The organism is Thiobacillus denitrificans DSM 12475 (assembly GCF_000376425.1).
Classification (GTDB): domain Bacteria; phylum Pseudomonadota; class Gammaproteobacteria; order Burkholderiales; family Thiobacillaceae; genus Thiobacillus; species Thiobacillus denitrificans.
This window is the reverse complement of record NZ_AQWL01000019.1, coordinates 23930-34055: the sequence shown is the minus strand read 5'-3', so window position 1 is coordinate 34055 and position 10126 is coordinate 23930. Positions and strand designations below refer to the sequence as shown.

7 protein-coding genes are annotated in these 10126 nt (G+C 57.8%); 1 reads left to right on the top strand and 6 read right to left on the bottom strand.

Going from position 1 to position 10126, the window contains the following annotated elements:
* On the bottom strand, nucleotides 1–187 hold a 187-nt coding region (locus tag B059_RS21535), incomplete at its 3' end, for a helix-turn-helix domain-containing protein (protein WP_245538825.1).
* Nucleotides 188–252: 65 nt separating this feature from the next.
* The gene (locus B059_RS19710) at nucleotides 253–873 is read right to left on the bottom strand and encodes a DUF4158 domain-containing protein (protein WP_018079577.1); all 621 of its coding nucleotides are present in this window, start codon (nucleotides 871–873) and stop codon (nucleotides 253–255) included.
* 113 nt (nucleotides 874–986) lie between these two features.
* Here B059_RS19710 and B059_RS19705 point away from each other — a divergent pair, with 113 nt between their 5' ends.
* Nucleotides 987–1586, top strand: a complete 600-nt coding sequence (locus tag B059_RS19705) for an SOS response-associated peptidase family protein (protein ID WP_051068545.1) — start codon at nucleotides 987–989, stop codon at nucleotides 1584–1586.
* A gap of 129 nt (nucleotides 1587–1715) precedes the next feature.
* On the opposite strand, the gene B059_RS0117750 is transcribed toward B059_RS19705, so the two are convergent.
* The 4 genes from B059_RS0117750 to tcmP form a co-directional block, all read right to left on the bottom strand.
* Nucleotides 1716–4400, bottom strand: coding sequence for a TnsA endonuclease N-terminal domain-containing protein (locus tag B059_RS0117750; RefSeq protein WP_018079575.1), 2685 nt, complete (start codon nucleotides 4398–4400; stop codon nucleotides 1716–1718).
* Nucleotides 4390–6246, bottom strand: coding sequence for a site-specific DNA-methyltransferase (locus B059_RS0117745; RefSeq protein ID WP_018079574.1), 1857 nt, complete (start codon nucleotides 6244–6246; stop codon nucleotides 4390–4392). The genes B059_RS0117750 and B059_RS0117745 overlap by 11 nt, the downstream gene beginning before the upstream one ends.
* Nucleotides 6246–9161 (bottom strand): ATP-dependent helicase, encoded by a 2916-nt coding sequence (locus tag B059_RS0117740; RefSeq protein ID WP_018079573.1) that lies wholly within the window; start codon nucleotides 9159–9161, stop codon nucleotides 6246–6248. The genes B059_RS0117745 and B059_RS0117740 overlap by 1 nt, the downstream gene beginning before the upstream one ends.
* Nucleotides 9162–9260: 99 nt before the next feature.
* On the bottom strand, nucleotides 9261–10115 hold the full coding sequence (gene tcmP / locus B059_RS0117735; protein ID WP_051068544.1) for a three-Cys-motif partner protein TcmP: 855 nt from the start codon (nucleotides 10113–10115) through the stop codon (nucleotides 9261–9263).
* Between the last annotated feature and the right edge of the window lie 11 nt (nucleotides 10116–10126).

The following is a 10126-nucleotide window of genomic DNA, read 5'->3' as shown; positions in this document are numbered from 1 at the left end:
GTGCCTGCGAGAATTCATGCGCCTGTTTAGGCCGATAGCCGCGTTGGCCCCGGTTTCGGCGAAGCTCGCGGCTGATCGTGGAGGGATGGCGGTTCATGATGCGGGCGATGTCGCGCTGCTTATGTCCGGCTTTCAGAAGGATGGCAATTTGGTATCGTTCGTCTCGGGTGAGATGTGCGTATTTCATTCCAGGCAACTTTGACTTGGCGGTCGAGGGGCTCGGATGCTCTCACATCTTGCCCACCCAACCTGTTAATCAGAGTTGCACTTCGAATTTGAACTCGCGTCAGTTAACAACAGGGCTTGGAGACTTTTAAGTTGGACGGCAGGAATTCGGCTCAAGACCGTTCCGAAAATCCGTTCCTGAATCTCGGCGTGTGCGCGCTCCGCGAGAGTGTCCAGTGCTGAGAAGGCTGGCAGTTCAATTTGACGATGCACCAATTCATCGACGAGTGCGTTGATGATATCGATGCGCTGATCCAGCAACTCCGCCGATTCATGAGCCAGCATGTCAGCTATTTCGCCGGCATCCGTGCCGTAGTATGCCTTGACCCGAAGATAGCTCCGCACGGCGGCCATGTGTCGGTATAAGGTACGTGGGATGGAGTAATCGGCAACGACGCGCTTCGCGTAACCCAGGGACTCGCGAACGTGATTGATGACCTCAGGCGGGATTTCTTCCAATGACGCGAAGTAGTGCAGGTATTGAAAGGTTTTGAGCAGCAGGATGAGTCCGAGTCGTTGACGCGGCGCACGGGTGGTGCGCTCAGCCCATGCTCGTTCCTCGTCAGTCGGAGTAAAGTTTCGCTGAAGCTCTTTGCCTGCGATGGTCTTGTTGAATCGCGGATAAGCCGTCCGGTCTATCGACACCATGCGCTGCCCCTCGGGTGCAAAATGAGGGTGTAAGCGTAGTTGGGGTAGATGACTTGAAGGTGACAGTCATAAAAACCTTCAGAAAAACAATCAACTAAACAGCCAATGTCCTAATTTTTGCTTCATCCCGGCTGACTCCCAACATCTCACCCGGTACCGACATCCCCTCCATCCGGCACGCGCCAGACGGCCGGCGCGTCATGCACCTGCTGCGCTGGGGCCTGGTACCGAATTGGGCGAAAGACCCGACCATCGGGGCCAAACTGTCGAACGCACGCGGAGAGACCGTCGCCGAGAAGCCTTCGTTTCGCTCTGCCTTCCAGCGTCGTCGCTGCCTGGTGCCTGCGGATGGCTTCTACGAGTGGAAGGCGGTCGAAGGCGGCAAGAAGCAGCCCTACTACTTCAGCATGGCGGATGGCCAACCTTTCGCGCTGGGCGGTCTCTGGGAATCCTGGAAAGGCCCGGACGGCCAGATCCTTCGCACATGCTGTCTCATCACTACCGGGCCGAATGAGGTCATGGTGCCTGTGCATGACCGGATGCCGGTCATCGTCGCACCGGCCGATTTCGAGGCCTGGCTGACTGCAGATGCAGATACCGCGCTGAGCCTGGTTCGACCGTACCCACCAGAGACCATGCAATCCTGGCCGGTTGATCGGCGTGTGAGCCGGTCGGCGGAAGAAGGTACGGGATTGATTGAGGCGATAGGGTGAACAGAACGGGTCGCTTGGCATGTAGCATCGTGCAATCCAAGCGCTGATGCCGGATTCCGCAAAGCGTTACATTTCCGTATATATGTCCGAAAAAGTAACGAGTTCATGTCTGATGAAAGATCCGAGCGATTACATCAATACGCGATAGTGGCGATTGTCCGCGTCAGTGGACCTTATTAGACGATATTCCATCCCGCTTGCCACCGCAATCTGCTGGGCGAAGTCCTTCTTGGCCTGCACCACAGCGTCCTCGATCTGGTTGTCGGCCTTCACCTCGACGATCACGTACTTCAGGCTGCCATCCGGCTCTTCACGCTGGAAGATGAAGTCTGGGTAGTAGCTACGCACGGTGCGTGAATCCGGGTCGATGTACTGGATGAAGAAATCGGACTGGCCGTGGGTCAGCATTCCGGTGAAGTAAATCTTCTTCACACGCTGCTCGCGCAGCATATCCCAGAACAGCCAGTTCTCCGAGCCGGAGTCGAAGCAGTAGGTGTCGAGGTGAAAGCTCTTGGCGCGCTCGTCGTCCTTGATCTGCGCATCGTGCATCCGGACGATCTTGTCCTTCGCCGCCGACACCTCGTAGTAGCCGTTCGGGGGCAGCTTGATCAGATCGACCTCGTGCTCCTCGGTTTGCTGCGACTCGTCGAGGTCGTAGAGCTGGCGGAACAGGCGCGGAATGATCTCGTCGTACAGCAGCTCGTTGAACTCGTTGGTGATGACCACCAGTTCATTGGTGCCTTCCTTCGTCGAGTCCAGTAGCTCCTCGATCTCCAGCGGGTTTCGGTTGAGATAGCGGGACACCTCGGCAACCAGCGACAGCCTTGAGAAAGCTCGCTTTTCCCGGCGCGAGGTCAGGTCGAAGGTGCGGCTACCGGAAGCGCGCGCCGCGTCGGCGGCGGTGAGTCCGTCCTGCTGCGTTTCAATCAGCCGGTACTTCTCGACCAGTTCACCCCACTTCTGCGAGTCTGCCCGTTCAGGTATCAACTTTTGCCCGGTCACCAACTGCTTCTCGCGCATCTGGTACTGCTTGCGCACGCGCACCAGCTTGATCTTGACCAGCGGCTCGACCACCCGGATCTCAACGCGCTCCTTGTCCTTGCCGGTTTTCTGCAGCTCGTCGGCACTTATGCGGAAGTTATGTTGGAGCTCGTCGTTCAGGGTGCTGAGGTTGTCGTCGGATAGGAAGACGTGGCCGGTGTGCTGGGCCTGCCCGATGGCGCGAAGGCAGCGCATCGTGGCCTGAAGCACGAACACCTTGGACTTGGGCTCGCGGAACAGGCCCACACCGAACAGCGAGCGGCAGTTCCAGCCTTCGCGCCCCTTGTTGACCAGCAGGATGAACTGCTTGTCCGAGCCTTCGGTGTCGAGGCGGTTGAACTCGCGGATGTCATCGTTGGTAGTGAGCTTGTCATCGCCCACGTTGACCAGGATGCGCGAGGTTGGGATGCCGTGCTTGAGCAACGCACGCTCCACCGCTGGCCGCAGTTCGCCGGTCAGCTCATCGATGGTGGCCGCGAAAAAAGCCAGCTTGGGCAGCAAGCCTTCCGGGCGAAGAGCACCCGCTTCCTTCAGAAAGTTCTCGATGGCGATGTCAACAAACTCATCGGTACGGGTGTTGGCGTAGCCGTACAGCGTGACCTTCTTGAGGAAGCCCTTGTCGATGGCCTCTTTCAGTCCGTAGGCGTAGACCACCTCGGGCAATACCTCGCGCCCCACGTAGGGCGTGCCCGTGTAGTTGTAGCAGGCCACCACCCGCGTGCCCGCCGCGCTCAGGCTGGCGGCCAGGATGTCGATGGTGGTTCGCAGGCTGGTGTCGGTTTCCTTGGCCCCCACGCCCATGTCCTTGGCCAGCGCCTTACCGAAGGCGTGGTGAGCCTCGTCTACGAAGATGCCCAACTGCTCCAGGCGGCGCAGCTTCTCGAAACGCTGATTGGTGGTCAGCTCGCCTTCCTCTTCCGGCTGGTCGAAGTTGTAGAGGTCGGCGGCATCGGCATAGACGCCGGTGGCCGACAGCGTTTCGCCGGTCGCGCCGAAAAGCTTGTCGACGGAGGTCTTCTCCTTGTGCTGGCGCTTGAGGATGATCTTTTGCGTGTTCGAGACGATGATGTTGAAGCGCGAACGATCCAGCGTGTCCAGCGAGGTGCCTGCTTCTTCGAGGTAGTGGAAGCGCAGGTGCGTGGTCAGGAAGTTGACGTACTCCGGCGGCACCACACGGGTGAGGTCGAACGCCTCGATCTCCTTCAGCGACTGCAGCACCGTCTTGTCCGGCGCGAACACCAGCGCGTTGTGGCAGTAGCGCGCGTCCTTCTCGAATTTGTTCCCCAGCAGGAACTCGTAGAAGATGCAGGTCGCCATCAGGATGGTTTTGCCCGTACCCATCGTTAGCGCGAAGATGTAGTTCGGGTAGGCGCGCGAGTTCTTGCGCATGGCCGCGAACACGGCCTTGTACTGATCCTGCGTGATCTTGTCGAACAGGCCAACTTGCCCCGCACTTCCGGACACCACGCCACCCTCGGCACGGCCCGCAAAGCGGCCTTGCTTTTCGAACCACTGCTGGAAGATCTCCTCAACCTTGGCGTTGCCGAGGAACTCCTTGAGGAAGACGTAGGTTTCTAGCGCCTCGAACTGCGGCTGGCGCAGGAAGGCCTTGGGATTCTTCTCCGGGTTGTTGAAGTCGAGGAACTTGCGCGTCAGTTCCTTGTAGTGCGAGCGGATCGTGCCCCGGTTGGCCTGATAGAACTGCCAGAGGAATTGAAAGAAGGCAAAGTCGAGCGACGCACTCACCGCCTTGACTGCGCGTTTAGTCGCCATTGCTGACGCTCCCTTCCCACGACTCCGAGAGCAGGTCGGTGATCTTCACGCGGATGGTGCCCGCGTCGCCCGGCACCTTGTACGTGCCCTTGACCTGTTCGTTCCTGCCGGGGATGTCCACCACCGCCGGTTGCAGCACAGCACCGTCGTAGTTCCAGTCGATCAGCACCGACTCGGCCAATTCCTTCCAGTCCTCGACTGACTCCTTCTGCAACGAGAGCTTCTGCAGCAGGTTCATCGGGTAGAACTTCTCGATGACCAACTCGCCCGTCTTGATGGACACCTTGGCCTGCGAATCGCGCTTGAACTCCAGATCGGCCTTGTCGCGCAGGATGTCCACCACTTCCACGTCGATCTTGAAGGGCTTGGCGGCAAGTTCCAGTTCCGCCCGCAAGGTAGGCTCGTGCCCCATGCAGACGAGGGTGATCTTCTCGACCGGTCGGTTCGGGCTTTCGTTCTGCTTGCGCTCCCACGCCTTGTAGTCGAAGCCCGCAATCAGCTCGTTCAGATCGGCGCGGGTGGCGATGCGGTTGACAGGCATGATCTTGACCATGCGCCCGTCCTTCTCACCGTCGAACACGGTGCTGAAATCGAGCCTCTGCACCTCAAGAGCGTCAATGAGAAGATCTTTGGCCTGAGCCGGATTGCGGAAAACATCGTAGTGATTGACGTTGTGTAGCTCGAATCCGGTGAAGGACTTCGCTTCCCCATCAAGGGGTCGCTGACGCAACTCTTCAGATACGCTCAGCAGGCGCTTGGTAGTTGTCTGGATCGCACCGAGGTTGATATCAGCGCCAACGAAGCGGCGCCCGAGTTTCATTGCTACGGCTTGGGCGGTTCCTGACCCCATGAAACAGTCAAAAACAATATCCCCCGGCTTTGAGCTAGCAAGGAGAATTCGCTCCAAAAGCTCTTCTGGCTTTTGCGTTGGATAGCCAGTTCGCTCCTTTGCAGCTTGGTTTACGGGGTTGATGTTCCACCAGTCCAGCGGAAGGCTGCCATCCTTTAGATAGTGCCTAAAGACAAGCTCAGGATTAGTTTTCTCCCATTCAGGACTTACGTCTCGATGCCACTGTATGGGGCTTCCTGCCACGTTCTTGCCAAAAAGCCTATAGCGGCCATTCTCATCTTCATATCTGTACTTCTTGATGTTCTCCTCTGTGTGGGGGCGCAATACTGCTTCGTAGTTGAAGGTCCACTCCTCGGACTTCTTGAAGAACAAAATAGTGTCGTGCTTGGTGTTCCAGTATTTCTTGCTGTTTGCGGCATCCGAATAGCACCAAATCACGTCGTTCAAGAAGTGCTCCTGACCGAACACCTCTTCCATGATGCAGCGAAGATGATGTGATTTGTGGGAATCACAGTGAAGGTAAATGCTCCCGGTCTTTGAAAGTAGCTCGCGCATTAGAACAAGCCGCTCAAACATGAACTGTAGGTATTCATCGTTCGACCACAAGTCCGTGTACTGCTTTTCTTCAAAGACAAGCTGATCCGTGGTCGTTGACTGGCCTCCCAGCTGTACTTTCCTCTTGTAATCAGCGCCGGAATCAAATGGCGGGTCGATGTAAATCAGATCAACCTTGCCTCGAAATTCCTTCAGCAAGTGGCTCATCACCTGCAGGTTGTCACCCCAGAAAATCTTGTTGCGCCAGCCGTCCACCTCCTCGCCGTGGACTTCCTTTAACTGCGCCGGGTAATACTGCGTTGAGGTGAACGGGCGCTTGCCGCGCCAGTTGAGCATCGGGTAGCCTTTGATGGGCTCGAACTCGTACTTCTCGACGTTGGTGGTGCCGCCATCGGGCGTGGCCAGTTGCAGGCTTTCCTGCGCGGGTGTGTTCTTGCTCATCAGTCGTTTTTCCTGAATTTCCAATTCTTGTTGTCGCAGTAGGCGCGCATGTCGCAGTTCTGGCACAGCTTGGCCGGGCGTGCCGACAGCCCATAGTCCTGCCGCTCGATGCGGGCCACGATGTCGTCGAAACGCGCGATGGTCTTGCCGATGGCACGGTCGTCCTTACTGAAGGAGACGTAGGGGTTCCCGCCGTCCTCGCCGGTGTAGTACAGATGCATCCGGCTGACCTTCTGGCCGGTGCGCTCCTCAACCAGGTGGGCGTACACCTCCAACTGGCTCTGGTACTGACGCAGGCGATCCCGATCCTTCTCCATGTCGGGCTTCTTCTCCGACTTGAAGTCGATGATCTCGACCGTGTCGTGCTCGCCGCGAATCAGGTCGACGCTGCCTTTGAGGATGTACTGATCCTTGACCAGCGAGATCTCGACCTCGGCTTCTTTGATGCGATCCCAGTTGCCGTTCTCGCGCTCGTAGTAGCGCATGACGTGCAGTAGCGCCGCCTGCTGCGAGCTGGGCGCGAGGTAGACGCGCTCCTTCTTTGACAGCATCGCGTAGTTGGCCGAGAACCAGCCCTTGATGGCGTCGAAGGTGATGCTGCCTTCCTCGCCGCGCAGCACGGTTTTGTGGATGTCCTCGATGGTTTGATGCACCAAGGTACCGAAGAGCATCGGGCTCTCGCGGATGGGCGCGAATTCCAGATCCTTGAAGAAGCGGTATTGCTCAGCGCAGTTCTCGAACACTGTGATGTGCGAGGTGAACGAGTACTCGCGCTTGAGGTTGATCTGCTTGACGGCCTCGAAGGTCAGCGCCGACAGATTGACGTCACGCCAACTGGGCAGCTCATAGAACAGGCGCTCGAAATACTTCGACGGCGACTTGCCTCGGCCTTGCTTCTCCTGCGCCGCCAGCACCAGCAGGTTCTGCGCACGCGAAAAGGCGGTGTAGAACAGCCGCCAAAAGTCGAAGTTCTTGATGTGATCGAGCGGCTCGAAGCGCTCCTTCGAGAGGTAGCCGCCATCCTCCAGCAACACGTCCAGCGCGCTGTATTGCTTGCGCGGCACCGCCTCCAGTGAGCCGCACACCACCACCGGGAACTCCAGCCCCTTGGACTGGTGGATGGTCAGGAACGACACGCAGCCCTTGGGCGCGTACTCGGCTTCGTCCTCGTACTCGCCGATGCCGCCGTCCTGCAGGAAGCGCAGGAACTGGTTGAACAGGTCGCGGATGTTCTTTTCCAGCCACTCCGGGTTCAATACGCTGACGAAGTGCAGGTACTCGAACTTGGTGAGCAGCTTGGAGAAGGTGCCGAGGTTGCGCGCCGCGCGCCCCTTGTCCACGCCTTGCACGGCCTCTTCCGTGAGGAAGCGCGAGAACAGCGGGAACTGGAGCAGTTGGTAGAACAGACCGGAGAAGGCGTAGTCGGTGTTCTGCGTCAGTACGGCGTGGCGCTTGGCCAGCGGGCGAGCCCAATCCAGCAGCGGCTTGTTTTCTGGCTTGCGCAGCTCGTCGGTGAAGTGCTTGAAGCAGAGCTGGTCGTAGTAGTCCCAGATGTCCAGATGCACGCCTTCGGCCCATGCCCGCACCTTTGGGAACTGTGGGAACAGGAATATCAGCGCGCCGATCATCAGGCGGATTTCCTCGCGCTCGAAGAACATGTTCGAGCGTGGCGAGAAGACGGGCACACCTTCGGCTTCGAGGAAGCGTGCGAGCGCCACCGCCTTGTCGTTCTTCACCGAACGGAACAGGAAGGCGACCTGGTTCCAATCCTGAAGCTGTCCGGATGCCTTCAGCCCATTGAGGAAGGACAGCACCTCTGCGTGCCAGTTGGTGGTGTCGCCCTTGTCGTCACTGGCGGCCAGCCGCACCGCCGTGGGCATGTCAGGGAAGTCGTCCTCGCGCGGGACGATCTGCTTGGCGAAGCGAAAAACACGCGTGCCGTCGTCCCAGACCTGCTCCTTCATCCACTCGTTGTAGAAGCGGATGATGTCCGGGTGCGAACGGTAGTTGACGGTGAGCTTGACCTGCTTGCACTGGCCGTCATCGAACAGCGCGGGGAACTCCAGAATGTTGCGGATGGTGGCTCCGCGAAAGCGGTACAGGCCCTGGTCGTCGTCGCCGACCACGCACAGATTCTTGTTCTCGCCCGCCAGCAGCAGAAGGATGCGTTCCTGAATGGTGTTGGTGTCCTGGTACTCGTCCACCATCAGGTGCGTGAGCTTTTCGCGTAGTTGCCCCAGCACCTCGGGGCGCTTTTCCAGCAGTTGCAGCGCCTCGTACTGGATGCCAGAGAAGTCCAGTGAGTTGTGCTCGTGCAGCAGCTCCTGGTACTTGGCAAAGCATGTGGCCAAGGCGCGGATTTCCGGCTCTGGGGCCGCCGCCAGCGTGGTGGGGTCGAGCGCCTCTTCGCTGACCTTGCTGACCCACTTGAGCAGGCTTTCCGACTGCGCCCAGCGGCCCGTCTGGTCGTCGCCCATAACGAGCTGGGCGTCGGGCAGTTCGCGGAAATCCTTGATGTGCTGGTAGAGGAAATACTGCTGATCGAACTGGTCGAACAGCGTGAAGCTGCGTTTGAGCCGGGTGAACTCGCGGTAGTCCTCCAGCAGCCGCAGGCAGATGGAGTGGAACGTCCCGAGGTACATCTCGTTCAAGTTGAACTTGATGCCCAGATCGGTCAGCCGGTTGGAGATGCGGGTTGTCAGCTCCCGCGCGGCTTTGTCAGTGAAGGTGACGACGAGCAGCGACTCCGGCACGACGCCTTTCTGCGTGATGAGATAAACGATGCGCTCGACCAGCGTGAAGGTCTTGCCGGAACCTGGGCCCGCGATGATGAGCACCGGGCCATCGGTGGCAAGGATGGCTTCTACCTGCTGCGGGTTGGCTTTGCTCTGGGCAAGCAAATCAAACGAGGTCATTTATGACCTCATGGCCGCTCATTGGAGTGTTATGTTTCAATAAGTTATTGTAGCTATGATTGTTATCAATGACTTGCTGCCTGCTAAATCTGGGTTTGTTCAGAAGAACTCAAGAGATCGATTTTGTCCTCTGGCGACATCACTCCAGATCCTTTTTGGCAGATCGTGTCCTCTAGCGAAGAAGACCATGCGATATATCGGTTGGCCCGCATTGTTGTGTACCAGAGGCATTTCTCGGCTATGTTCAAATCCCAACCCCCCTACGAGTCGGCACCAATAACGGAAAAAGGCCAATTTTACGTTCTGCTTGCTGGCCTCAAGAACATCCTTGTCTTCACGCCAGCCAGGGGCTGCATCGTCGAATCTTGCCCTCTCAGGGTCGAACTCGAACTCAGCATTTCGCTGTAGGTCCATCGTGCAAAAATTGATTGCAAGATCGACTCTCAACTTTGCTAGCTCTTCTATGATCGAGAATGACAGGTACTCAAGATTGTAGGGGTCTATGTATGCGATGCATAGCGCATTACGTGGCACTTCCTGCACCATGTCCTTTATTGTCTCTACAGCAGGCCCTGCAAAGGATTTGACTGATGCGCCGCCAGCTTGCAGCCGTCGTTCGCATGCCGCTGCTCGAATTGGATCGATATCGCCAACTAGCATGCGGCTGAATGGTGCCTCTTCGGCAAGTGTTCTCCAAGCCAGAACTGCTCCACCTTCCCGTGTAAACGACTCCCCTTCGACCTGAATTCTTCCAGGACCACAGAATGGGTCGATAAAGATGCGTTCGGGCCACTTTTTCCAGGCATATCGACTCGCATACAGGTAGTCGCATAGAAGTCGGTGTTTGTCCTGAGGTACCCAGATACCTACGCCCTTGTCTTTTTTGCCCCGCTCTACCGGCAGGTGTGGATAGGGGTCGGGTTCAACTGACCTTACAAGCCGCGATTTCACCATTCTGTCTGTGC